Genomic DNA, 24,950 nt, shown 5'->3' on the forward strand with positions numbered 1-24,950 from the left:
CAAGTTAAGCGCGAGGCTTACTTGATCGCCCAACCGGTCAGCTCGGACAGAGCCTTGCCGATGTCTGCCAGCGAACGCACGGTTTTCACGCCTGCGTCTTCCAGGGCAGCAAACTTCTCGTCTGCAGTGCCTTTGCCGCCAGAGATGATTGCGCCAGCATGGCCCATGCGCTTGCCCGCAGGGGCAGTCACACCAGCGATGTAGGAAACAACCGGCTTGGTCACGTGTGCCTTGATGTAGGCAGCCGCTTCTTCTTCAGCCGAACCGCCGATCTCGCCGATCATCACGATCGCTTCGGTCTTCGGGTCTTCCTGGAACAGCTTCAGGATGTCGATGAAGTTCGAACCCGGGATCGGGTCACCGCCGATGCCGACGCAAGTCGACTGACCGAAACCGGCGTCAGTGGTCTGCTTCACAGCTTCGTAGGTCAGGGTGCCGGAACGGGAAACGATACCGACCTTGCCTGGCAAGTGAATGTGACCTGGCATGATGCCGATCTTGCATTCGCCTGGAGTGATCACGCCTGGGCAGTTAGGACCGATCAGGACTACGCCCAGCTCGTCGCACTTGACCTTGGCATCCAGCATATCCAGGGTAGGAATGCCTTCAGTGATGCAAACGATCAGCTTGATGCCGCCGAATGCTGCTTCCAGGATGGAGTCCTTGCAGAAAGGAGCTGGAACGTAGATCACGCTGGCGGTGGCGCCAGTGGCAGCTACAGCGTCTTTCACGGTGTTGAACACTGGCAGACCCAGGTGCTCGGTGCCGCCTTTGCCCGGAGTAACGCCACCGACCATCTTGGTGCCGTATTCGATGGCTTGCTGGGTGTGGAAACTACCTTGCGAACCGGTAATACCCTGGCAGATAACTTTGGTGTCTTTATTGATCAGGACGCTCATTATTTGCCCTCCGCAGCTTTAACGACTTGTTGAGCAGCGTCGGTCAGGCTGGTAGCAGCGATGATGTTCAAACCGCTTTCTGCCAGTACTTTAGCGCCCAGCTCAGCGTTGTTGCCTTCAAGGCGAACAACAACCGGGATTTTCACGCCGACTTCTTTCACTGCGCCGATGATGCCTTCGGCAATCATGTCGCAACGAACGATGCCGCCGAAGATGTTGACCAATACTGCAGCGACGTTAGTGTCGGACAGGATGATCTTGAACGCTTCGGTCACGCGTTCTTTGGTAGCACCGCCGCCCACGTCGAGGAAGTTGGCTGGTTTGCCGCCATGCAGGTTGACGATGTCCATGGTACCCATGGCCAGGCCAGCACCGTTGACCATGCAACCGATGTTGCCGTCCAGCGCTACGTAGTTCAGTTCGAACTTGGCAGCGTGCGCTTCGCGCGGATCGTCTTGCGACGGATCGTGGAAAGTCTTCAGCTTAGGCTGACGGTACATGGCGTTGGCGTCGATGTTGATCTTGGCGTCGAGGCAATGCAGATCGCCGTCAGCCTTGATCACCAGCGGGTTCACTTCCAGCAGAGCCAGGTCGTGATCCTTGAACAGCTTGGCCAGACCAACGAAGATCTTGGCGAACTGAGTCACTTGCTTGCCTTCCAGACCCAGCTGGAATGCCAGCTCGCGACCCTGGAATGGCTGAGCGCCAACCAGTGGATCGATAGTGGCCTTGAGGATTTTCTCAGGGGTGTCGTGAGCGATTTTCTCGATGTCCACGCCACCTTCGGTGGAAGCCATGAACACGATGCGGCGGCTCGAACGGTCAACGACAGCGCCCAGGTACAGCTCTTTAGCGATATCAGTGCACGATTCAACCAGGATCTTGGTGACTGGCTGACCATTGGCGTCAGTCTGGTAAGTCACCAGACGCTTGCCCAACCACTGTTGAGCGAAGGCTTTGGCGTCTTCTTTGCTGCGAACCAGCTTTACGCCGCCCGCTTTACCGCGACCACCTGCGTGAACCTGGGCTTTGACAACCCATTCGGTCCCGCCGATCTTGTCGCATGCTTCTGCTGCTGCTTCCGGGGTGTCTACGGCGAAACCCTGGGATACTGGCAGGCCGTATTCAGCGAACAGCTGCTTACCCTGATACTCATGAAGATTCATGCTTTTTACCGTCTTCGTTAGGTACTGCGCATTCGGTGCTGCACTCGTTCAAGTGCCGCACCACCTGTGACTGCTGCTTGCGTAGCCTTTCCGGACAACCGGTGCAGCTACGCAAGACTGCGTCCAGCGGATATTCCGCGGTGAGGCTTGCATGCAAGGCTCACGACGGGCCATACCGCCGTGGTTTCTTATTGTCTTAACGCTTCTTCTTGTTGGCGATGTGAATGGCGCCGCCATTCACTGCCAGAGCTGCTTCGTGCAAGGCTTCGGACAGGGTCGGATGGGAGAAGACCATCATGCCCAGGTCTTCAGCGCTGGTGCCGAATTCCATACCGATCGCGCCCTGCTGAACCAGTTCTGCAGCGCTCGGGCCAATCACGTGGACGCCCAATACGCGGTCAGTCTTGGCATCGGCAATGACTTTGACGAAACCGCCGGTATCGTTGGCTGCCATGGCACGGCCACTGGCTGCGAACGGGAAAGTGCCGACGTTAACTTCAACGCCTTCAGCTTTCAAGGTCTGCTCGGTTTTACCGACCCATGCGATTTCCGGGTGAGTATAAATAACCGAAGGGATCAAGTCATAGTTCATCTGGGCTTTGTGGCCCTTGATGCGCTCGACAACCATGATGCCCTCTTCCGAGGCCTTGTGAGCCAGCATCATGCCGCGAACCACGTCGCCGATCGCGAAAACGCCCGGTACGGTGGTGGCGCAGTGATCGTCAACGTGCACGAAACCGCGCTCGTCGAGGGTCACGCCGCAATCGGCGGACAGCAGATCAGTGGTCACCGGACGGCGACCAACGGCTACGATCAGCTTGTCGAAGGTGATGTTCTGTTCGCCCTTGGCGTCGGTGTAGTTCACCACGACTTCGTCGCCGTTCACTTTGGAACCGGTGACGCGAGCGCCCAGCTTGATGTCCAGACCCTGTTTGGTCAGGGTTTTCAGCGCTTCCTTGGAAACGGCAGCGTCAGCGGCCATCAGGAAGGTGTCCAGCGCTTCGAGAACGGTGACTTCTGCACCCAGGCGGGACCAGACCGAACCCAGTTCCAGACCGATGACGCCAGCGCCGATCACGCCCAGACGTTTTGGTACGGATTGGAATTCCAGCGCGCCCGTCGAATCGACGATCACATTCTGGTCAACCGGAGCCGGTGGAATGTCGATCGGACGCGAGCCTGGGGCCAGAATCACGTTTTCGGCTTCGATGATTTCTACCGAACCGTCAGGTTTGGTGACTTCGACTTTCTTGCCGGCCAGCAGCTTGCCGTGACCCTGGATGGAGGTCACACCGTTGGCTTTGAACAGGGTCGCAACACCGGAAGTCAGACCCTTGACGATGTTGGCCTTGCGGCCGACCATCGCTGGCACGTCCATGGTCACGCCGGCGTGGTTGATCCCGTGGATCGCGAAGCCTTCTTTGGCTTCCTTGTATTTCCAGGAGCTGTCCAGCAGGGCCTTGGAAGGAATGCAACCGACGTTCAGGCAGGTACCGCCCAGCGCCAGCTTGCCTTCCTTGTCGGTGTACTTCTCGATGCAGGCCGTCGAAAGACCCAGCTGCGCGGCCTTGATGGCAGCCACATAGCCGCCAGGGCCCGCGCCGATCACTACTACGTCAAATTTCTGCGACATTCAAAAAATCCTCTTTTGGCAACAAGCTTGAAGCCACAAGCCTCAAGCCAGGCTGCAATTGCTTGCAGCTTGTGGCTTGAAGCCTGTAGCGGCTTCTATCAGATATCCAGCAGCAAACGAGCCGGGTCTTCCAGCAGGTTCTTGATGGTAACCAGGAAGGTCACAGCTTCTTTGCCATCGATCAGACGGTGATCGTAGGACAGCGCCAGGTACATCATCGGACGGATGACAACCTGACCGTTGATCGCCATAGGACGCTGCAGAATGTTGTGCATGCCCAGGATGGCCGCTTGCGGCGGGTTGACGATTGGGGTCGACATCATCGAACCGAAGGTACCACCGTTGGTGATGGTGAACGTACCACCGGTCATCTCGTCCATCGACAGTTTGCCGTCACGGGCTTTCTTGCCGAAGGTGGCGATGCCGCCTTCGATTTCAGCCAGGCTCATCAGTTCGGCGTTACGCAGAACCGGCACAACCAGGCCGCGGTCGCTGGAGACAGCAACACCGACGTCGGCATAGCCGTGGTAAACGATGTCGGCACCGTCGATCGAAGCGTTGACTGCCGGGAAGCGTTTCAGCGCTTCGGTAGCAGCCTTGACGAAGAACGACATGAAGCCCAGGCGCACGCCATTGTGGGACTTCTCGAACAGGTCTTTGTACTTCGAACGCAGGGCCATGACTTCGGTCATGTCGACTTCGTTGAACGTGGTCAGCATCGCCATGTTCGACTGGGCTTCAACCAGACGCTTGGCAACGGTGGCCCGCACACGGGTCATCGGCACGCGCTTCTCGATGCGGTCGCCAGCGGCGAAAACCGGAGCTGCGGCAGCAGGAGCAGCAGCCTTGGCAGGCGCGGCAGCCGGAGCGGATTTCTTGGCGGCAACCGCTGCCACCACGTCTTCCTTGGTCACGCGACCGCCTTTGCCAGTGCCGGCAACGGAAGCGATGTTGATGCCATTTTCTTCAGCCAGCTTGCGAGCAGCCGGTGCAGCAACAGGATCGTCTTCGCCTTCGGCGGCAGGAGCAGCAGCCTGTGCAGCGGCCGGAGCAGCGGCAGCGGCTGGAGCGGCAGCAGCGCCGCCCGCTTCGATGGAGCCCAGGACTTCGTCGGACAGAACGGTGTCGCCTTCGTTCTTGACGATAGCGCCCAGCACGCCGTCAGCGGTGGCCAACACTTCCAGAACAACCTTGTCGGTTTCGATATCGACGATCAGGTCATCACGCTTTACAGCGTCGCCCGGTTGTTTGTGCCAAGTGGCAACGGTGCCATCGGCAACCGATTCCGGAAAAGTGGGGGCTTTGATTTCGATAGCCATTATCTGTGGGTCCTTAAATTCGGTTTCAGGTGCGCGAAGGCGTTAAACAGTAAAGGCGTCTTGCAGCAGTTTTTCCTGCTGTTCGGCGTGCATCGATGCATAACCACATGCAGGTGCAGCAGAAGCATCACGGCCGGCGTACTCGAGTACGAGTGCCTTGTTGTGATTGCCAACGATGCGACGCATGTGGTGCTGGCTGCAGTACCACGCACCCTGGTTCATCGGCTCTTCCTGACACCAAACGATGTGTTTGAGGTTGGTGTACGGAGCCAGGACTTCGTTCAAGTCGTCCTCAGGGAATGGGTACAGCTGCTCGATACGCACGACGGCGATGTCGTCACGGCCTTCGGCACGGCGTTTTTCCAGCAGGTCGTAGTAGACCTTGCCGCTACACAGAACAACGCGCTCGACCTTTTTCGGATCCAGTGCATCGATTTCCGGGATGACGGTCTGGAACGAACCTTCGGCCAGATCTTCCAGGGTCGACACGGCGAGTTTGTGACGCAGCAGCGACTTCGGCGTCAGCACGATCAACGGCTTGCGCAGCGGGCGAATCACCTGACGACGCAGCAAGTGGTAGATCTGAGCCGGTGTAGTCGGTACCGCTACCTGAATGTTGTGCTCGGCGCACAGCTGCAGGTAACGCTCCAGACGAGCCGAAGAGTGCTCCGGCCCCTGGCCTTCATAACCGTGCGGCAGCAGCATGGTCAGACCGCAGAGACGGCCCCACTTGTGCTCGCCACTGGTGATGAACTGGTCGATAACCACCTGGGCACCGTTGGCGAAGTCGCCGAACTGGGCTTCCCAGATCACCAGCGCCTCAGGCGTAGTGGTCGAATAACCGTATTCGAACGCCAGAACCGCTTCCTCGGACAGGAACGAATCGTACAGGTCGAAGCGAGGCTGACCTTTGTACAGGTTCTGCAGCGGAATGTAGCTGCCCGTGTCTTTCTGGTTGTGCAGGACGGCGTGACGGTGCGAGAACGTACCGCGACCGATGTCCTGACCCGTCATGCGAATCGGGTGACCTTCGAACGCCAGGGTCGCGTACGCCATGGTTTCGGCGTAACCCCAGTTGATCGGCAGGCCGCCGGCTTGCATTTTCTGACGGTCTTCGTAGATTTTCGAGACCTGGCGCTGAACCACGAAGCCTTCTGGAATTTCCAGCAGCTTGGCGGACAGTTCCTGCAAGGTCTTCAGGTCGAAACGCGTGTCGTGACGCGCGGTCCAGGCGTGGCCCAGATACGGACGCCAGTCCACGAACAACTCTTTGTTCGGCTCTTTGACCAGGCTTTTCACTACGTGCAGACCGTTGTCCAGCGCGTTGCGGTATTCGTCGACCTTGGCCTGAACACGCTCAGCGTCGAGCACTCCGCCCTGGGTCAGGCGATCGGCATACAGCTCACGGGTGGTGCGCTGCTTGGCGATCTGCTGATACATCAGCGGCTGGGTACCACTTGGCTCGTCGGCCTCGTTGTGGCCGCGACGACGGTAGCAGACCAGATCGATCACCACGTCACGCTTGAACTGCATGCGGTAGTCGATGGCCAGCTGGGTCACGAACAATACGGCTTCCGGATCATCACCATTCACATGGAGGATCGGCGCCTGGATCATTTTCGCGACGTCGGTGGCGTACTCGGTGGAACGCGAGTCCAGCGGGTTGCTGATGGTGAAACCGACCTGGTTGTTGATCACGATGTGCACGGTACCGCCGGTCTTGAAACCGCGGGTCTGCGACATCTGGAAGGTTTCCATGACCACGCCTTGACCGGCGAATGCCGCGTCACCGTGGATGGAAATCGGCAGAACCTTCTCACCGGTAGGGTCGTTGCGACGATCCTGACGGGCACGCACCGAACCCTCGACCACTGGCGAAACGATTTCCAGGTGGGACGGGTTGAACGCCATGGCCAGGTGAACTTCACCGCCGGTGGTCATCACGTTGGAGGAGAAGCCCTGGTGATATTTAACGTCACCGGAACCCAGCTCGACCTTCTTCTTGCCTTCGAACTCGTCGAACAGCTCGCGCGGATTCTTGCCGAAGGTGTTGACCAGCACGTTCAGGCGGCCACGGTGGGCCATGCCGATCACGATTTCCTTGGTGCCGTAGGAACCGGAACGCTGGATCAGCTCGTCGAGCATCGGAATCAGGCTCTCGCCGCCTTCCAGGCCGAAACGCTTGGTACCCGGGTATTTGGTGCCCAGGTATTTTTCCAGACCTTCACCGGCGGTCACGCGCTCGAGCAGGTGGCTCTTGATGTCGGCGGAGTACGTCGGACGGCCACGCACGCTTTCCAGACGCTGCTGGAACCACTGGCGCTGCTCGGAATCGGTGATGTGCGTAAACTCAGCGCCGATGGTGCGGCAATATGTCTGCTGCAACGCTTCGTGAATTTCGCGTAGGCTCGCCTCCTCTTTGCCGATGAACAGGTCGCCGGCACGGAAGGTCGTATCAAGATCGGCATTGGTCAAGCCGTAATGATTGATCGACAGGTCTGCAGGTGCAGGACGCTGCCACAGCCCCAGCGGGTCAAGCTGGGCTGACTGGTGGCCACGCATACGGTAGGCCTGGATCAATCGCAGCACTTCAACTTGCTTCTTCTCGTGCTCACTGCTCACGCTGCCGGCGGAAACCGGTTGGGCGCGGCGCTGGTTCTTTGCCAGCAAGACGAAATGATCGCGAATCGTGGAGTGCGAAACATCGGTGGCAGAGTTGCCGTCGGCAGGCAACTTCTGGAAGTAGGTGCGCCACTCTTCTGGCACAGCGTTAGGGTCGTGCAGGTAGAGCTCGTAGAGCTCTTCCACATAGGCAGCGTTACTACCGGATAGGTAGGCGCTGTTCCACATGCGCTGCATCACGCTTTCTTGCATGCTTGGTCACCCTCGGTTAGGGGAACACCACCGGCGTCGACACCGAGCACGCTTGCAGAAGTCCGAATGCAGCGACTAAAACAAGCCACTAGGATCACGCTGATAGTCCGGGTACCAGCCCGGATGCCCCTGCTTGTCTCATTTCTTCAAAATAAGAGCCGCAGCCTTTTAAGCTGCTGCTCAGGTTAAAACTACGGCGCCGGTTGAAGCCTGCGCCGTAGCATCTACGGGTACAGCGGTCTTGCGGGTACTACAGCTGAATCACACGCCGCTTTGCAGAAGCATGTTACGAATGTGACCGATGGCCTTAGTCGGGTTCAGGCCTTTCGGACAAACGTTGACGCAGTTCATGATCCCGCGGCAGCGGAATACGCTGAACGGGTCATCCAGTGAAGCCAGACGCTCGGCAGTCTTGGTGTCACGGCTGTCTGCCAGGAAGCGATACGCTTGCAGCAGAGCAGCTGGACCCAGGAACTTGTCCGGGTTCCACCAGAAGGATGGGCAGGAGGTCGAGCAGCAAGCGCACAGGATGCACTCGTACAGACCGTCGAGCTTTTCACGCTCTTCCGGGGTCTGCAGACGTTCGATGGCCGGAGCCGGCGTGTCGTTCTGCAGGTAAGGCTTAACCTTTTCGTATTGCTTGTAGAAGATGCTCATATCGACGACCAGGTCACGGATTACCGGCAAACCTGGCAAAGGACGAACAACCAACTTGTTACCTTTTACGACGGCAGACAGCGGCGTGACGCACGCCAGGCCGTTTTTGCCGTTGATGTTCATGCCGTCGGAACCGCAAACACCCTCACGGCAAGAGCGACGATAGGAGAAACCTTCGTCCTGCTCTTTGATCAGGGCCAGCACGTCCAGCACCATCAGGTCTTTACCACCGGTGTCGACCTGGAATTCCTGCATGAACGGCGCAGCGTCCTGATCAGGGTTGTAGCGATAAACACTGACTTTCAACATGGCGGCCACCCTTAATAAGTCCGAATCTTAGGTTCAAAAGTCGGAACAGTCTTCGGCGAGAAGTTCACAGCACGCTTGGTCACGCGCTTGTCACCCGGGAAGAACAGGGTGTGGCACAGCCAGTTTTCGTCGTCGCGGTCTTCAAAGTCTTCACGGGCGTGAGCGCCGCGGGACTCTTTGCGGATCTCTGCAGCGATGGCGGTGGCTTCGGCCACTTCCAGCAGGTTCTGCAGCTCCAGCGCTTCGATACGTGCAGTGTTGAACGCCTGCGACTTATCGCTGATCTTGACGTTGGCGATACGCACGCGCAGGTCAGCCAGCTGGGCAATACCCTTCTGCATGTATTCGCCGGTACGGAATACACCGAAGTAGTTCTGCATGCAGTTTTGCAGCTCGCGACGCAGGGTTGCCACGTCTTCGCCATCGGTACGCTCGTTCAGAGCGGACAGACGGGCCAGAGCCGTTTCAATGTTGGCGTCGGTGGCGTCGTCGTATTCGATACCGTCGGTCAGCGCTTTTTCCAGGTGCAGACCCGCCGCACGACCGAACACAACCAGGTCGAGCAACGAGTTGCCGCCCAGACGGTTGGCACCGTGAACCGATACGCAAGCCACTTCGCCCACTGCGAACAGGCCAGGAATGATGGTGTCGACGCCTTCGGCATCCTGGGTGATCGCCTGACCATGAATGTTGGTCGGAACGCCGCCCATCATATAGTGGCAAGTCGGAACGACCGGAACCGGAGCAACCACCGGATCAACGTGAGCAAATGTCTTGGACAGTTCGCAGATGCCTGGCAGGCGGCTGTGCAGCACTTCCTCACCCAGGTGGTCGAGCTTGAGCAGTACGTGGTCGCCATTCGGACCGCAACCGTTGCCGGCGATGATTTCCTTAACCATCGAACGGGCAACGACGTCACGACCGGCAAGGTCTTTGGCGTTCGGAGCGTAACGCTCCATGAAACGCTCGCCGTGCTTGTTGATGAGGTAACCACCTTCACCACGGCAACCTTCAGTAACCAGTACACCGGCGCCGGCGATGCCGGTCGGGTGGAACTGCCACATTTCGATGTCTTGCACCGGCACGCCAGCACGCAGAGCCATGCCGACGCCGTCACCGGTGTTGATCAAGGCGTTGGTGGTGGACGAGTAGATACGACCGGCACCGCCAGTGGCCAGAACGGTGGCCTTGGCGCGGATGTAGCTGGTTTCACCGGTTTCGATGCAGATGGCGATCACACCGACGAACTCGCCTTCCTGGTTTTTCACCAGGTCAACAGCGTAGTACTCGTTCAGGAACGTGGTGCCGGCTTTCAGGTTGCCCTGATAAAGCGTGTGCAGCAGCGCGTGACCGGTACGGTCGGACGCGGCGCAGGTACGGGCAGCCTGGCCACCTTTACCGTAATCCTTCGACTGACCGCCGAATGGCCGCTGGTAGATACGACCTTGTTCGGTACGGGAGAACGGCAGACCCATGTGGTCCAGTTCAAATACCGCAGCCGGGCCTTCCTGACACATGTATTCGATAGCGTCCTGGTCACCGATGTAGTCGGAACCCTTGACGGTATCGTACATGTGCCAGCGCCAGTCATCGTTCGGATCAGCCGAAGCGATGGCGCAGGTAATGCCACCCTGAGCGGAAACAGTGTGCGAACGGGTCGGGAACACCTTGGTGATCACGGCAGTCTTGTGACCGCCTTGCGCCAGTTGCAGCGCGGCGCGCATGCCGGCACCGCCACCACCAATAATGATGGCGTCGAAAGAAATCGTTGGAATGTTAGCCATGGATCAGATACCCCAGAGAATCTGCACACCCCAGACGAAGTAAGCGAACATCGCAACGCCGCATACTGCCTGGAAAAGGAAACGTACTGCAGTCGCGGACTTGCCCAGCGCCATCGGCGTCAGGTAGTCGGTCGCGATGGTCCACATGCCGACCCAGGCGTGAGCGCCCAGGGCCACAAGGGCCAGCAGACTGAAGATACGCATCCCGTTGTGGGCGAACAGGCCGTGCCATTGGTCATAGCCAATGCCCGGGTTCGCCGCGAGGTATCCGATCAGGAAGATGAAATAAGCCGCGAGAACGACCGCAGACACACGTTGCGCCATCCAGTCATAAAGACCGGAACGCGAAAGGTTCGTAACGCTGGTTACCATATCCAAACTCCTGCCAGAACGATCAACACCACGGAAACGGCGATGATAATTTTCGAGCCCAGGCGGCCGCCTTCAAGCGTCTCACCGATGCCCATGTCCATGATCAAGTGGCGCACACCGGCTACCAGGTGATACAGAAGAGCGGACAGGAGACCCCATGCTACGAACTTGGCCAGCGGGCTGGTCAAGGTTGCCTTCACGTCGGCAAAACCTTCCTCGGAACCCAGGGATTTGCCCAATGCATAAAGCATGAAGCCAAGGCCCAGGAAGAGGATGATGCCGGAAACACGGTGAAGAAACGACGTAACGCCGGTGATGGGGAGTTTGATGGTCCTTAGGTCTAGGTTTACAGGTCGTTGGCTTTTCACGGCTTTTTTTTCACACTGAAGAGCCCCTAACAATCAGGGCAAAGTTGTTGGGGAGTGCACTGGTCAGGTAACCACCACCCAGGGATGCGACCCCCAATAAAGCAGGCCCAAAAGCCCCTGGCGGTCGGTGGCCGAGTATAGACAGTTAGGCTACTAATGACAACGCGTTCGCCTACCCCCAATAGCGCATTGCACAAGTTGGATAAAAGGCGTAAATGGCAGGCAATTTCGAGGAAAAAGTCCGGTTAAAGCCTTCTGGAGCAAGAGTTTAGGCAAATTGACATTCGAATTTATCTCACTATAGTGGTGCGGGCCCTGCGTGGGGGGTCTGTCTGATGATTTCAAGCATAAATAGGAGGCCACATGGCTGACAAAAAAGCGCAGTTGATCATCGAGGGCGCAGCCCCCGTCGAGCTGCCCATTTTAACCGGCACCGTTGGTCCCGATGTTATCGACGTTCGGGGCCTGACGGCCACGGGCCGTTTCACCTTTGACCCTGGTTTCATGTCGACTGCTTCCTGCGAGTCGAAGATCACCTATATCGACGGCGACAACGGCATTCTGCTGCACCGCGGTTACCCGATCGAACAGCTGGCTGAAAAGTCGGACTATCTGGAAACCTGCTATCTGCTGCTCAACGGCGAATTGCCGACCGCAGAACAGAAAGCCCAGTTCGTCAGCACCGTCAAGAACCACACCATGGTTCACGAGCAGCTGAAGACTTTCTTCAACGGCTTCCGTCGCGACGCCCACCCTATGGCCGTCATGTGCGGTGTAGTCGGCGCCCTCTCGGCCTTCTACCACGACTCCCTGGACATCAAAAACCCGCAGCATCGCGAAATCTCCGCGATCCGCCTGGTTGCGAAGATGCCGACCCTGGCCGCGATGGTTTACAAGTACTCCATGGGTCAACCCATGATGTACCCGCGCAACGACCTGACGTACGCGGAAAACTTCCTGCACATGATGTTCAACACCCCGTGCGAGATCAAACCGATCAGCCCGGTGCTCGCCAAGGCCATGGACAAGATCTTCATCCTCCATGCCGACCACGAGCAGAACGCGTCGACCTCCACCGTACGCCTGGCCGGCTCTTCGGGTGCCAACCCGTTCGCCTGCATCGCCGCCGGCATCGCTGCACTGTGGGGCCCTGCCCACGGCGGCGCGAACGAAGCCGTTCTGACCATGCTTGACGAAATTGGCGATGTCTCGAACATCGACCAGTACATCGCCAAGGCCAAGGACAAAAACGATCCGTTCAAACTGATGGGCTTCGGTCACCGGGTCTACAAAAACCGCGACCCACGCGCCACCGTGATGAAGCAGACGTGCGACGAAGTGCTGAAAGAGCTGGGCATCAAGCACGACAAGCAACTCGAACTGGCCATGCGCCTGGAAGAGATCGCCCTGACCGACCCGTACTTCATCGAGCGCTCGCTGTACCCGAACGTCGACTTCTACTCGGGGATCATCCTCAAGGCAATCGGCATTCCAACCAGCATGTTCACCGTGATCTTCGCCCTGGCGCGGACCGTCGGCTGGATCTCCCACTGGAAAGAAATGCTCTCCAGCCCGTACAAGATCGGCCGTCCGCGGCAGTTGTACACCGGCTACGAGTCGCGTGACATTCCTGATCTGGAAGACCGCAAATAAGACCTGTCTTGCGATAATGTCTTGAGCTGTACCGGAAGCGGCCTCTTTTATAGGGGCCGTTTTTGTTTGTGCCTGGTGCTAAATGCGCGGCGAACTGCCGGCCGGCCTAACCCTCAAGCGCACGCGTGCCCCTGTAGGCGCTGGCGAAGCCTGCGATCCTTTGATCTTTGCTGCGGATCAGGCACCGCGCAATCATGTTGAAGATCAAAAGATCGCAGCCTGCGGCAGCTCCTACAGTGGGTCAGCGTACATCCGACAGATATTGGTCGGCTGGCAGGCCGCCTTCGCTGGCAAGCCAGCTCCTACAGTGGGTCAGCGTACATCCGACAGATATTGGTCGGCTGGCAGGCCGCCTTCGCTGGCAAGCCAGCTCCTACAAAGGATCGGCGTACACCGTCCGCTCTTCACCACTCATCAGGCCGAGCGTTAGCTCGCCTGCAGCTTTTGATCTTGATCCACACGCCCCTTCGGTAGGCTGAGTGGAGGTGTTCATCCGGGGAGTGGCGCGCAGCGCCGTTCGACGCAGTCGAACACGCTGCATGTAGGTCGTCGCGAAGCAGACCGGAGGGCAGTGTCCCCGGATGGATACCGGAGCGAAGGAACGCCGAGCCTTAGCGAGGGGCCGGACGCTTGGGGCGAGCCTTTTTTTGCTTACTTTTTTTTGGCGTTTGAAAAAAAAGTGAGTCGCCGTAAGGGCGAAACCCTAAGTGGCCGTTACCGCAGCAACGGATATGTACACCATCAAAACCGGCTATCAGCCCACCACCGCACCCAAGCCCAACAAAGTTCGATAACCGCCCATAAAAAAAATGCCCCGATCTCTCGACCAGGGCATTTCGTCCAGCTCAGCTTATATATGGAAACCCGAAGCCTTAGTGAGCAACCGCCCCACTCGCCCCCAACCCCGTCTGCGAACGAACAAACTGCGGGAAGAACAGCGCCCGCTCATTGTCAGCCGCCTTCGACTTGTCAGTGATCGAGAAGAACCAGATCCCGATAAACGCAATGGCCATGGAGAACAGCGCCGGGTACTCGTATGGGAAGATCGCCTTCTCGTGATGCAGAATCTGCACCCAAATGGTTGGCCCAAGCACCATCAAGCCAACGGCACTGATCAGGCCCAACCAGCCGCCGATCATCGCACCGCGGGTGGTCAGGTTCTTCCAGTACATGGAAAGCAGCAGCACCGGGAAGTTACAGCTCGCCGCGATCGAGAACGCCAGGCCCACCATGAACGCGATGTTCTGGCTTTCGAACAGGATACCCAGACCGATCGCCAGCACACCCAGGCAGACGGTGGTGATTTTCGAGACGCGGATCTCGTCCTTGTCGTTGGCTTTGCCCTTCTTGATCACACTGGCGTAAAGGTCGTGGGACACCGCCGTGGCACCGGCCAGCGTCAGACCGGCAACGACTGCCAGAATGGTCGCGAACGCTACCGCCGAGATGAAGCCCAGGAAAATACTGCCGCCCACCGCATTGGCCAGGTGCACCGCCGCCATGTTGTTGCCGCCCAACAGCGCGCCAGCCGCATCTTTAAAGGCCGGGTTGGTGCTGACCAGCAGGATCGCGCCGAAGCCGATGATGAACGTCAGGATGTAGAAGTAGCCAATGAAGCCGGTTGCATACAACACGCTCTTACGAGCTTCTTTCGCGTCACTCACGGTGAAGAAGCGCATCAGAATGTGCGGCAGGCCAGCGGTACCGAACATCAGTGCCAGGCCAAGGGAGAACGCAGAGACCGGATCTTTCACCAGCCCGCCCGGGCTCATGATCGCCTCACCTTTAGGGTGAACCTTGATCGCCTCGGAGAACAGGGCGCTGAAGTCGAAGTTGACGTGTTTCATCACCATCAGCGCCATGAACGAGGCACCGGACAGCAGCAACACGGCCTTGATGATCTGCACCCAAGTGGTCGCCAGCATGCCGCCGAACAACACGTACATGCACATCAGGATGCCGACCAGGATCACGGCGACGTAGTAGTCGAGACCGAACAGCAGCTGAATCAGCTTGCCGGCGCCGACCATCTGCGCGATGAGGTAGAACGCTACCACCACCAGCGAACCGCAGGCGGACAGCGTGCGGATCTGGGTTTGCCCCAGGCGGTAGGACGCCACGTCGGCAAAGGTGTATTTACCCAGGTTACGCAGGCGCTCGGCGATCAGGAACAGAATGATCGGCCAGCCCACCAGGAAGCCGATCGAGTAGATCAGGCCGTCGTAGCCGGAAGTGAACACCAGGGCGGAAATACCCAGGAAGGACGCCGCGGACATATAGTCGCCGGCAATGGCCAGACCGTTCTGGAAGCCGGTGATCTTGCCACCCGCCGCATAGTAGTCGGCCGCCGAATTGTTGCGCTTGGAGGCCCAGTAGGTAATGCACAGGGTCAAGCCGACGAACGCCACGAACATCAGGATCGCGGAAACGTTGAGCGGTTGCTTGTGCACTTCGCCAGTCAGGGCTTCAGCCGCCCAGGCGCCAGGTGCAAAGGCTGCAATGCTCAATAGAGCCATTAGACGCCGGATCATTGCTGAGCCTCCTTGAGAATCGCATTGTTCAGGTCGTCGAATTCGCCATTGGCGCGTCGTACGTAGATTGCCGTCAGGATAAAGGCCGAGAGAATCAGCCCGACCCCAATGGGTATGCCCCAGGTAATTGACGATTCAGGACTGATTTTCGCGCCCAGGATATGCGGCCCGTAAGCAATCAACAGGATGAAACCGGAGTAAAGCCCAAGCATGATCGCCGAAAGAATCCAGGCGAACCTTTCTCGCTTACTAACCAGCTCCTTGAAGCGCGGGCTGTTTTGAATCGAGAGGTAAATGCTGTCGTTCATTGTTTTTATCCTCGCAGCACAGATGAAGTTGTAACGTCATCCACTCTATGCGGCTGCGGAACTGGTTCCAGACGACCTTAGTATTAGAACGACATGACAGAATCGCCAAACTGTAGGAGCGAGCTCGCTCCTACAGAAAAGCAAAGGCCGCCTGGCATAAATGCCAGGCGGCCCTGGGAGGTGCCGACCATTAGGGTCAGCTCAAATCATTTGGTCCAGTCTGCAACGCGTTCCGGGTGTTTGGCCACCCAGTCTTTCGCCGCCGCTTCAGGCTTGGCACCTTCCTGAATCGCCAGCATCACTTCGCCGATTTCGTCTTTCGACGCCCACTGGAAGTTCTTCAGGAACTTGACCACTTCCGGTGCCTTGGCTTCCAGGCCTTTGCTACCGATGCTGTTCACGGTCTCAGCCGCGCCATAAACGCCTTTCGGGTCGTCCAGGAAGCGCAGTTTCCACTTGGCGAACATCCAGTGCGGCACCCACCCCGTGACGGCAATGGATTCCTGTTTCTTCTCGGCACGGGTCAGCTCGGCAATCATGCCGGCGCCGGAACTGGCCTTGAGCTGATACCCGGTCAGATCGTAGTCCTTGATCGCCTGTTCGGTCTTGAGCATCACGCCTGAACCGGCGTCGATGCCAACAATGCGCTTTTTGAAGCTCTCGTCGGTTTTCAGATCTTCAAGCGACTTGGCCTTGACGTACTCCGGCACGATCAAGCCGATCCTGGCGTCCTTGAAGTTCGGGCCGTAGTCGACCACCTGATCCTTGTTCTTGGCCCAGTAATCGCCGTGAGTCACCGGCAGCCAGGCTGAGAGCATGGCGTCGAGTTTACCTGTGGCGACACCCTGCCACATGATCCCGGTGGCGACCGCTTGCAGCTTCACGTCGTAATCGAGTTTCTGCTTGATCACTTCGGCTGCCACATGGGTGGTCGCAACGCTGTCGGACCAGCCGTCGACGTACCCGATGGTCACGGTTGCCTTCGCGGCCAACGCCTGGGTGGAGCCGATCGCAAGCACCAGAGCGGCACTGGCGCCTAAAAGTCGTCGCATCTTCATCGTTACTTCCCCGAAAGTGCTGCGCTCGACGGATGCCGAGTCGCGTCAACGTATTGTTATGGTGCGCAGCGCCCCCATCGCGCTTCACCGCAAACCCGTTCGAACTTCAGCGCGATTTACCCATGAGAGCACTGACGCCTCGATAATCAACCTGACGACAACAGCGACCTGCTCTGCCAGCGACCTCAAGGCATCGAGAAACGACATCAGAACGCCATTAATCTAGACCAGCGAAAGTCCGCCGGCCAATCCGCCCGAACTTTGCATGTCAAAATCATGCAGGCCACCAGAAACGCGGCAAATGCAGGTAACATGCGCGGCTTTGCTCCCAGACGGCCTGACCATGCCCGCGACATCGCGCTTTCCTTTTTTTGCTTATCTGTTTGCCTGCCTGCTGGGGCTTTTTGCCCTGGGTGGCTTCTGGTACGGCCTCGGCAAACCGGTGATTCTGCCGGACGTGGCCAGCGCGACGCACAAGCTGCAATGTGCCTCCTACACCCCGTTCGACAAGGACCAGTCGCCGTTCGATGTGCCGTTCAAATTGCGCCCCGAGCGCATGGACGCCGACCTCGCGCTGCTGGCCAAAAGCTTCGAATGCATTCGCACCTATTCCATGACCGGCCTCGAGGCCCTGCCTGACCTCGCGCGCAAGCACGGGCTGAAGATGATGATTGGCGCCTGGGTCAACAGCAACCCGGTGGACACCGCGAAAGAAGTCGACCTGCTGATCGCGTCGGCCAATGCCAATGCGGACGTGGTGACCTCGGTCATCGTTGGCAACGAGACCTTGTTGCGCAAGGAAATGACCGGCGCGCAGTTGGTGAAACTGATTGACCGGGTCAAAAGCCAGGTCAAACAGCCTGTCACTTATGCCGACGTCTGGGAGTTCTGGCAAAAGCACCCGGAAGTTGCCCCGGCGGTGGACTTCATCACTATTCACTTGCTGCCGTACTGGGAGGATCACCCTTCTAACATCGACGTCGCCCTGTCGCAGGTGGCCGCCGTGCGTCAGTCTTTCGGCAGCATGTTCGCGCCCAAGGACGTGATGATTGGCGAAACCGGCTGGCCGAGCGAAGGCCGCCAACGCAAAACCGCCCTGCCGAGCCGGGTCAATGAAGCCAGGTTCATCCGCGGATTTGTCATCATGGCCGAGCAACAAGGCTGGCATTACAACCTGATCGAAGCCTTCGACCAACCGTGGAAACGCGCGAGCGAAGGTGCGGTCGGTGGGTACTGGGGGTTGTTCGATGCCGATCGCCAGGACAAGGGCGTGCTGGCCGGTCCGGTGTCGAACGTACCGTACTGGTCGCAGTGGCTGGCGGTCGGTGGCTTGATCTTCCTTGGCACGCTGATCCTCGGCGGTCGTGTACGCAGCACGCGCGCGGCGCTGGTCCTGCCACTGCTCGGTGCGCTGGCCGCCTGCTCGATCGGCGCCTGGGGTGACCTGGCCCGTGTCACCACCCGCTTCGCCAGCGAGTGGCTGTGGGTCGGCCTGTTGACGGCGTTGAACCTGCTGGTGCTGGCCCATGCGGCCCTGACCCTGAGCGCACGTACCGGTTGGCGCGAGCGCGCGTTCAATGTTCTGGAACGTCGGGCTGGCTGGTGGCTGGCAGCAGCAGGGTTCGCCGCGGCGGTGACGATGCTGGAACTGGTGTTCGATCCGCGTTATCGCAGCTTTCCGAGTGTTGCTTTTATCCTGCCAGCACTGGTTTACCTGTGCCGTCCGGTGAGCGTGCCGCGCCGGGAGATGGCCTTGCTGACCTTCATCATCGGTGCGGGGATTGCGCCGCAGTTGTATCAGGAAGGTTTGCAGAACCAACAGGCCCTGGGTTGGGCGCTGGTGAGTGTGTTGATGGTTGGGGCGTTGTGGCGCAGTTTGCGGGTTCGCAAGGGCTGATCTTCTGCGCGGCCACTGGCCTCATCGCGGGCAAGCCCGCTCCCACAGGGTTCTTCGGCGAATACCGAATTTGTGTTCGACAAAGATCACTGTGGGAGCGGCGGTGCGGCGATCCGACTTGCCCGCGATGACGATCTATCAGGCAACGCGGGAAGCCCGGACCAGACGGGTTCTTCGGCGAATACCGAATTTGTGTTCGACAAAGATCACTGTGGGAGCGGCGGTGCGGCGATCCGACTTGCCCGCGATGACGATCTATCAGGCAACGCGGGAAGCCCGGACCAGACGCAGTGCAGCAATCACCACCGCAAAAACAGCCAATGTCGTGTTGTACAACGCCAGCGCCGGCAATCCGAACACCAGCGCCAGCACCGCCAACCACCACCCTGCCCGGCCCGGCAGCACAAAACCGATCACCGCTGCCGCCAATGCCGCCCAGCCCAATACCCTGAAATGAATCACCAGCCCCAGGTTCGAACGGACCTGGCATTCCCAGCGGCTCGCTTCATCCACACAGATGCCGACCCATTGAGCATCCTCCATGAAACCATAACGCGCGCCATAACTGGCGGCCAGCCATAATGGCAGCAAAACAAGCAGCAGAATCACGGGCAGACGGCGGGACATGAAACACTCCAATACGCGAAAACGGCGGCCAGCTTAATCCCCTGGCAGCGGTTAGCAAACGCGTGACACAGATAATTGGTCACGAAACAGCCGCAAAGTGTATCGTCCAGCTACCATTACTCCGAAATTAGGCCTGATTGGTGCCGATCCATGGCACTTTGGCGCAAAACCCGTGGTCATAGCCTGCGAACTTCATTCGGCACCTTCCTCTAAGGGATCTAGTCATGCTCCGTTCCTTGCGCTTCGCCGCCCTGTTTGGCGGCATTATTTTGAGTGCGTCCGCACTGGCGGTCGATATCGACGCCGCCAGCTATGGCTACCCCTTGACCAACCCGTTCGAGGCGACCATTGCCACGACGCCACCGGACCTGCGCCCGGAGCTGCCGCTTGACGATGACATCAATCAGGCAACCCGCAGCGTCACATTGCGCCCGGAGCGTGAGTTCCAGCTGCCGGACAACTTCTGGCCAGTGAAGAAACTTACTTACCGCATTGCCACCCAGGATAAAGCCGCGCCGCTGATCTTTCTGATCGCCGGTACCGGCGCGCGCTATGACAGTACCCTCAACGAATACCTGAAGAAGCTCTACTACAAGGCCGGCTACCACGTGGTGCAACTGTCGTCGCCCACCAGCTTCGACTTCATGAGCGCTGCCTCACGCTTTGCCACGCCCGGCATAACAAAGGAAGACGCCGAAGACATGTACCGGGTGATGCAAGCCGTGCGGGCGCAAAACCCCAAGGTCGCCGTCACCGATTATTACCTGACCGGCTACAGCCTGGGCGCACTGGACGCAGCATTCGTCGCCCATCTTGACGAAACCCGTCGCAGCTTCAACTTCAAGAAAGTCCTGCTGCTCAACCCGCCGGTCAACCTCTACACCTCGATCACCAATCTGGACAAGCTGGTCCAGACCGAGGTCAAGGGCATCGACAACTCCACCACCTTCTATGAACTGGTGCTGGACAAACTGACCCGCTACTTCCAGCAAAAGGGCTACATCGACCTCAACGATGCGCTGCTCTACGACTTCCAGCAGTCCAAGCAGCACCTGAGCAACGAACAGATGGCCATGCTGATCGGCACCTCGTTCCGCTTCTCGGCGGCCGATATCGCGTTCACCTCGGACCTGATCAACCGTCGCGGCCTGATCACGCCGCCGAAATACCCGATCACCGAAGGCACCACCCTCACGCCGTTCCTCAAGCGTGCGCTGCAATGCGACTTCGATTGCTACATCACCGAGCAGGTCATCCCGATGTGGCGCGCCCGCACTGACGGCGGCAGCCTGCTGCAACTGATCGACCAGGTCAGTTTGTATGCGCTCAAGGACTACCTGCACGACAGCCCGAAAATCGCGGTCATGCACAACGCCGACGACGTGATCCTCGGCCCTGGCGACCTGGGTTTCCTGCGCAAGACCTTCGGCGATCGCTTGACTGTTTATCCATTGGGCGGCCACTGCGGCAACCTTAATTACCGCGTCAACAGCGACGCCATGCTGGAGTTTTTCCGTGGCTAAATACCTCCTGCTTATCGCCGCGTTACTCTGTGCAGGCGTCGCCAGTGCCGACAACAGCAAAGCCAACGCCCCGGTCGTGATCGACAGTGACGGTTTCAAGGAGCCGCTGAGCAAACTCAAATTCAACCCGGGGCTGGATCAGCGCGAGTTCGAGCGCTCGACGCTCAACGCGTTGAACGTCTACGACCCGCTGGAAGAGTGGAACCGCCGCGTCTACCACTTCAACTACCGTTTCGACCAATGGGTATTCCTGCCCGTGGTGGACGGTTATCGCTACATCACCCCGAGTTTCCTGCGCACCGGCGTCAGCAACTTCTTCAACAACCTCGGTGATGTGCCGAACCTGATGAACAGCCTGCTGCAGTTCAAGGGCAAGCGCTCGATGGAAACCACCGCGCGCCTGCTGCTCAACACCACCGTCGGCATCGCCGGCCTGTGGGACCCGGCCACGGCCATGGGCTTGCCGCGCCAGAACGAAGACTTCGGTCAGACCCTGGGTTTCTATGGTGTACCGGGTGGCGCCTACTTCGTGTTGCCGATCCTCGGCCCGTCGAACATCCGCGACACCGGCGGCCTGGCCGTGGACTTCACCGCCGAGAACGCGATCAACTTCCTGAACGTCGCAGAGGTCAGCTCCAACCATCCCGAGGTCTGGCTCCTGCGCAGCGTCGACAAGCGATATCAGACCGGCTTTCGCTACGGCCAGCTGAATACGCCGTTCGAGTACGAGAAAGTGCGTTACGTGTACACCGAATCGCGCAAGCTGCAGATCGCCGAGTAAATCCATCGGCAACAAAAAAGGCCATTCGATGCGAATCGAATGGCCTTTTTCATGCGCGCAACTTCAAACGCCAAAAAACCAATGTGGGAGCGAGCTTGCTCGCGATGAGGCCATAACATTCAACATCTATGTTGACTGTTACACCGCTATCGCGAGCAAGCTCGCTCCCTCAGTTGGACAGTGTCAGGCTTCAGCCTTTCACTGCTTTCCAGATCTTGCTGACAACCATCACCCCCGCCAACACCACCGCACCCGCCACAATCCCCGCCACTGCATTCAGCAATGTCGGCACGATAAACCCGGCACCGCCCGCGCCTGCGCTGACACTTTCAATCCAGTGATGAACCACCGGCACGCCATGAGTCAGGATCCCGCCGCCCACCAGGAACATTGCCGCCGTGCCGATCACCGACAGGCTTTTCATCATGTACGGTGCCGCACGCAGAATCCCGCCGCCGATGCTTTTGGCCATCTGCCCGGGTTTCCGGGTCAGCCACAAGCCGAGGTCGTCGAGTTTGACGATGCCGGCCACCAGGCCATAAACACCGATGGTCATGACGATGGCGATGCCTGACAGCACGATGACTTGCTGGGTCAGCGAGGCGTCCGCCACGGTGCCCAGGGTGATAGCGATGATTTCCGCCGACAGGATGAAGTCGGTACGAATCGCGCCCTTGATCTTGTCTTTCTCGAACGCAACCAGATCGACTGCCGGATCGGCGACCGCTTCGACCAGCTCTGCATGCTCGGCTTGATCCTCGGCCTTGCTGTGCAGGAAGGTGTGGGCGAGTTTCTCGAAACCTTCGAAACACAGGTAGGCGCCGCCGACCATCAACAACGGCGTGACCAGCCACGGAATGAACGCACTGATCGCCAGGGCCGACGGCACCAGGATCAGCTTGTTGATGAACGAGCCCTTGGCCACCGCCCATACCACCGGGATTTCCCGCTCCGCGCGTACGCCGCTGACCTGCTGGGCGTTGAGCGCCAGATCATCACCCAGCACGCCGGCAGTCTTCTTCGCTGCCATTTTGGTCATCAACGCCACATCGTCCAGTACCGCGGCAATGTCGTCGATCAGCAACAGCAAACTGCTTCCTGCCATGAATCAGGCTTCCTTCTTGAATGAATGCTGCGCAGCATAGCGCGGCTCAACGGGCGGCGGGGCATTCTTGAGCGTCGCGCGAGGCCGGTGCTACCATGCGCAACCGCCAGCACAGGCAAGGAACCACCTGGTTTATGAGCACTATCCGCGAGCGCAACAAAGAACTGATCCTGCGTGCCGCCAGTGAAGAATTTGCCGACAAGGGCTTCGCTGCGACCAAAACCAGTGACATCGCAGCCAAGGCGGGATTGCCCAAGCCCAACGTCTACTACTACTTCAAATCCAAGGAAAACCTCTACCGCGAGGTCCTGGAAAGCATCATCGAGCCGATCCTGCAGGCTTCGACGCCATTCAATGCCGACGGCGTACCCAGTGAAGTGCTGAGCGGCTACATCCGTTCGAAAATCCGCATCTCCCGCGACCTGCCCTTCGCCTCCAAGGTGTTTGCCAGCGAAATCATGCACGGCGCCCCGCACCTGAGTCCCGACCTGGTCGACCAGCTCAACGGCCAGGCCAAGCACAACATAGACTGCATCCAGACCTGGATCGACCGCGGCCAGATCGCCCCCATCGACCCCAACCACCTGATGTTCAGCATCTGGGCCGCGACCCAGACGTATGCCGATTTTGACTGGCAGATCACGGCCATTACCGGCAAAGCCAAGCTCGATGAAAGCGATTACGAAGCGGCGGCGCAGACGATTATCCGGTTGGTATTGAAGGGGTGTGAGCCGGACTGAAAGACTGCGGCGCGGCCATCGCGGGCAAGCCCGCTCCCACAGGGTCTGTTGGTGCACAAAAAATCCATGAACACCCTCAATCCTTGTGGGAGCGGGCTTGCCCGCGATAGGGGCGACTCTCTATCAATTCTTAAAGCCATATCGCATCCCACAGCGGATAGTCGCCAAGCCGCTCTACAAGCCCCGCACGCAACGGATTGGCCACAACATACCGCGCCATCTTTACCAAGTCCTCTTCCCGTCTTAATGCCCGGTCGTGATAGCCCTGTTGCCAAAGTGGCCCTTTCCTATCGCTGGAAAGATTCACCTCTCGAGTACTCAATGACTTGGTTCGGCGCATCAGATTACTGAGCGAACATGTCTTCATCTCGACCAGCCAATGGAAGTGATCAGGCATAACCACCCATGCCAGCGAGTTCACCAACCCCAGGTTGTGTGCATGGCGAAATTGATGAACGACCAATCTGCCCAAAGCGAAATCGGCAAAAACCGGCTCTCGACCCTGTGTATTGGAGGTCAGCAAATAGACTCGATCGGGTTCGGCATAGCGACCCGTTCTCAGGCGATGTGAAGCAGGTAAGTCAGGCATTCCTTTGCCTCTTTCATACTCAATTCATGAAAAGGCTAGCTCTATGAATGCCAGAGGGTGAGGCAGACTTTTAGCTGGATGTGTCTGATAGATCGCTATCGCGGGCAAGCCCGCTCCCACAAGGATCGATGGTGTTCACATATTTTGTGTCCATCTGCTGGATCCTGTAGGAGCGGCGGTGCGACGATTCGACTTGCCCGCGATAGCAATTGCTCAGACGCTGAAGATCAAGCACTCACCCCAGCATCCGCCCGCAACCCCAGCGCCTCGATCGCACTGATCGCACACTGCTCATCAACATCCGACAGATCCCCGCTGATCCCCACCGCCCCCAGCACATTCCCATCCTGATCCCGTATCAGCACCCCGCCCGGCGCCGGCACGACACTGCCCTGCCCCAAGCTGTTCAAGGCCGCGATAAATGCCGGGCGTTGTTGGGCATCCAGCGCCAACAGGCGTGAGCCCTTGCCCAGCGCAATGGCGCCCCAGGCTTTGCCGATGGCGATCTGCGGGCGTAGCAGGCTGGCGCCGTCCTCGCGTTGCAGGGAGACCAGGTGCCCGCCGGCATCCAGCACGGCGATGGTCAATGGGGCCGCGGCGATTGCACGCCCGGCGGCGATGGCCTGACTGGTCAGGTTGACTGCAACTTTCAAGGTTAAAGCGCTCATGGTGCTGTCCTCATTTTGTTATAGGGAAAGCCGTTGGACTGCGTTTGTGCAGAAGTCCGTCGCCACAAATAGAACACAATGAGTTATAT

21 protein-coding genes are annotated in these 24,950 nt (G+C 58.7%); 5 read left to right on the forward strand and 16 right to left on the reverse strand.

Annotation, left to right across the window (positions count from 1 at the left end):
• Nucleotides 1–17 precede the first annotated feature (17 nt).
• From sucD to sdhC, 9 genes are all read right to left on the reverse strand, one after another.
• Nucleotides 18–899, reverse strand: coding sequence for a succinate--CoA ligase subunit alpha (gene sucD, locus ACA062_RS24305; protein ID WP_008148605.1), 882 nt, complete (start codon nt 897–899; stop codon nt 18–20).
• Nucleotides 899–2,065 (reverse strand): ADP-forming succinate--CoA ligase subunit beta, encoded by a 1,167-nt coding sequence (gene sucC, locus ACA062_RS24310; protein ID WP_497453360.1) that lies wholly within the window; start codon nt 2,063–2,065, stop codon nt 899–901. Before sucC ends, sucD begins: the two co-directional genes overlap by 1 nt.
• A gap of 196 nt (nt 2,066–2,261) precedes the next feature.
• Entirely contained in the window at nt 2,262–3,698 is a 1,437-nt protein-coding gene (lpdA, locus tag ACA062_RS24315) for a dihydrolipoyl dehydrogenase (protein WP_497453361.1), read from the reverse strand.
• A gap of 98 nt (nt 3,699–3,796) precedes the next feature.
• Nucleotides 3,797–5,017 (reverse strand): 2-oxoglutarate dehydrogenase complex dihydrolipoyllysine-residue succinyltransferase, encoded by a 1,221-nt coding sequence (gene odhB / locus ACA062_RS24320; protein WP_497453362.1) that lies wholly within the window; start codon nt 5,015–5,017, stop codon nt 3,797–3,799.
• 42 nt (nt 5,018–5,059) lie between these two features.
• Nucleotides 5,060–7,891 (reverse strand): 2-oxoglutarate dehydrogenase E1 component, encoded by a 2,832-nt coding sequence (locus tag ACA062_RS24325; RefSeq protein ID WP_497453363.1) that lies wholly within the window; start codon nt 7,889–7,891, stop codon nt 5,060–5,062.
• Between the two features lie 261 nt (nt 7,892–8,152).
• Nucleotides 8,153–8,857, reverse strand: coding sequence for a succinate dehydrogenase iron-sulfur subunit (locus tag ACA062_RS24330; RefSeq protein ID WP_128870180.1), 705 nt, complete (start codon nt 8,855–8,857; stop codon nt 8,153–8,155).
• A gap of 11 nt (nt 8,858–8,868) precedes the next feature.
• A complete protein-coding gene (sdhA, locus tag ACA062_RS24335) occupies nt 8,869–10,641 on the reverse strand; it encodes a succinate dehydrogenase flavoprotein subunit (protein ID WP_497453364.1) in 1,773 nt (590 codons plus the stop codon).
• 3 nt (nt 10,642–10,644) lie between these two features.
• Nucleotides 10,645–11,013 (reverse strand): succinate dehydrogenase, hydrophobic membrane anchor protein, encoded by a 369-nt coding sequence (gene sdhD / locus ACA062_RS24340; RefSeq protein ID WP_007977503.1) that lies wholly within the window; start codon nt 11,011–11,013, stop codon nt 10,645–10,647.
• On the reverse strand, nt 11,007–11,381 hold the full coding sequence (gene sdhC, locus ACA062_RS24345) for a succinate dehydrogenase, cytochrome b556 subunit (protein ID WP_033052382.1): 375 nt from the start codon (nt 11,379–11,381) through the stop codon (nt 11,007–11,009). The genes sdhD and sdhC overlap by 7 nt, the downstream gene beginning before the upstream one ends.
• Nucleotides 11,382–11,744: 363 nt before the next feature.
• On the opposite strand from sdhC, the gene gltA reads away from it, so the two are divergent.
• A complete protein-coding gene (gene gltA / locus ACA062_RS24350) occupies nt 11,745–13,034 on the forward strand; it encodes a citrate synthase (protein WP_497453365.1) in 1,290 nt (429 codons plus the stop codon).
• Between the two features lie 872 nt (nt 13,035–13,906).
• Here gltA and ACA062_RS24355 read toward each other — a convergent pair.
• The 3 genes from ACA062_RS24355 to ACA062_RS24365 form a co-directional block, all read right to left on the reverse strand.
• Nucleotides 13,907–15,565, reverse strand: a complete 1,659-nt coding sequence (locus ACA062_RS24355) for a cation acetate symporter (protein ID WP_497453366.1) — start codon at nt 15,563–15,565, stop codon at nt 13,907–13,909.
• The gene (locus tag ACA062_RS24360) at nt 15,562–15,873 is read right to left on the reverse strand and encodes a DUF485 domain-containing protein (RefSeq protein WP_017337238.1); all 312 of its coding nucleotides are present in this window, start codon (nt 15,871–15,873) and stop codon (nt 15,562–15,564) included. Before ACA062_RS24360 ends, ACA062_RS24355 begins: the two co-directional genes overlap by 4 nt.
• 206 nt (nt 15,874–16,079) lie before the next feature.
• The gene (locus ACA062_RS24365; RefSeq protein ID WP_497453367.1) at nt 16,080–16,931 is read right to left on the reverse strand and encodes a glycine betaine ABC transporter substrate-binding protein; all 852 of its coding nucleotides are present in this window, start codon (nt 16,929–16,931) and stop codon (nt 16,080–16,082) included.
• Nucleotides 16,932–17,232: 301 nt separating this feature from the next.
• Here ACA062_RS24365 and ACA062_RS24370 point away from each other — a divergent pair, with 301 nt between their 5' ends.
• A complete protein-coding gene (locus ACA062_RS24370; protein ID WP_497453368.1) occupies nt 17,233–18,828 on the forward strand; it encodes a glycoside hydrolase family 17 protein in 1,596 nt (531 codons plus the stop codon).
• 258 nt (nt 18,829–19,086) lie between these two features.
• On the opposite strand, the gene ACA062_RS24375 is transcribed toward ACA062_RS24370, so the two are convergent.
• Nucleotides 19,087–19,455, reverse strand: coding sequence for a hypothetical protein (locus ACA062_RS24375; RefSeq protein ID WP_497453369.1), 369 nt, complete (start codon nt 19,453–19,455; stop codon nt 19,087–19,089).
• A 224-nt stretch (nt 19,456–19,679) separates the two neighbouring features.
• Between ACA062_RS24375 and ACA062_RS24380 the strand changes: the two genes are divergently transcribed.
• Nucleotides 19,680–20,978 carry a serine/threonine protein kinase gene (locus tag ACA062_RS24380; protein WP_497453370.1) on the forward strand — a complete coding sequence of 433 codons (1,299 nt, stop codon included), beginning with the start codon at nt 19,680–19,682 and terminating at the stop codon, nt 20,976–20,978.
• Entirely contained in the window at nt 20,971–21,759 is a 789-nt protein-coding gene (locus ACA062_RS24385) for an MlaA family lipoprotein (protein ID WP_307328250.1), read from the forward strand. Before ACA062_RS24380 ends, ACA062_RS24385 begins: the two co-directional genes overlap by 8 nt.
• Before the next feature lie 190 nt (nt 21,760–21,949).
• Here the strand turns inward: ACA062_RS24385 and ACA062_RS24390 are convergent, their stop codons facing one another.
• Nucleotides 21,950–22,864, reverse strand: a complete 915-nt coding sequence (locus ACA062_RS24390) for a DUF808 domain-containing protein (RefSeq protein ID WP_497453371.1) — start codon at nt 22,862–22,864, stop codon at nt 21,950–21,952.
• A gap of 134 nt (nt 22,865–22,998) precedes the next feature.
• Here ACA062_RS24390 and ACA062_RS24395 point away from each other — a divergent pair, with 134 nt between their 5' ends.
• On the forward strand, nt 22,999–23,604 hold the full coding sequence (locus ACA062_RS24395) for a TetR/AcrR family transcriptional regulator (protein ID WP_497280947.1): 606 nt from the start codon (nt 22,999–23,001) through the stop codon (nt 23,602–23,604).
• A 130-nt stretch (nt 23,605–23,734) separates the two neighbouring features.
• Here the strand turns inward: ACA062_RS24395 and ACA062_RS24400 are convergent, their stop codons facing one another.
• Together ACA062_RS24400 and ACA062_RS24405 are read right to left on the reverse strand one after the other, a co-directional pair.
• A complete protein-coding gene (locus ACA062_RS24400; RefSeq protein ID WP_497453372.1) occupies nt 23,735–24,193 on the reverse strand; it encodes an REP-associated tyrosine transposase in 459 nt (152 codons plus the stop codon).
• Between the two features lie 227 nt (nt 24,194–24,420).
• Nucleotides 24,421–24,861, reverse strand: a complete 441-nt coding sequence (locus ACA062_RS24405) for a GlcG/HbpS family heme-binding protein (RefSeq protein WP_150785452.1) — start codon at nt 24,859–24,861, stop codon at nt 24,421–24,423.
• Between the last annotated feature and the right edge of the window lie 89 nt (nt 24,862–24,950).

This window comes from Pseudomonas sp. LBUM1679 (assembly GCF_059695565.1).